This window comes from Oscillibacter sp. UBA6647 (assembly GCA_002455655.1).
GTDB lineage: Bacteria > Bacillota > Clostridia > Oscillospirales > Oscillospiraceae > Oscillibacter.
Window position 1 is genome coordinate 90,764 of sequence record DKLF01000096.1, and the last position, 553, is coordinate 91,316.

Sequence of the window (553 nt, forward strand, 5' to 3'; positions counted from 1 at the left end):
CGGCGGAAACCAGCAAAAGGTCATCCTGGCCCGGGAGCTGGAAGGCGATCCCGACCTGCTGGTGGCCGTGCACCCCACCCGGGGCCTTGACATCGGCGCTACCCGCTATGTGCATGACTCTATGATCGACGCACGGGCCCGGGGCTGCGGCGTGCTGCTGATCTCTGCGGACTTTGACGAGGTGCTGGAGGTTTCCGACCGCATCATCGTCATGTTTGAGGGGCAGATTATGGGCGTTTACTCCGGCAAGAATCCTCCTATCGAGGAAATTGGCCTGGCCATGGCCGGCAAATAAGGGGGCGGGATCGTTATGAAAATCAGAAAGAATCTGGTGAGCATTCTGGTGCCGCTGGCCTCCGTGCTGCTGGCTTTCCTCATTGGCGCCATTATTATCGCCTCTCTGGGGAGCAATCCCATCAGCGCCGTAGGATACCTTTTTCAAGGCGCCTTCGGCAAAGCCAACAACATCGCCTCCACGCTGGTAAAGGCAACGCCGCTGATCTTCACAGGCCTTTGCGCCTGCTTTGCCTATCGCTGCGGCGTGTTTAACCTT

General features: G+C 58.8%; 2 pseudogenes. Both read left to right on the plus strand.

From position 1 onward, the window contains the following. Positions 1-295, plus strand: a pseudogene (locus B2W96_RS07140) (heme ABC transporter ATP-binding protein); the annotation flags it as partial. Positions 296-310: 15 nt separating this feature from the next. Further along, positions 311-553 (plus strand): annotated as a pseudogene (locus B2W96_RS07145) (ABC transporter permease); the annotation flags it as partial.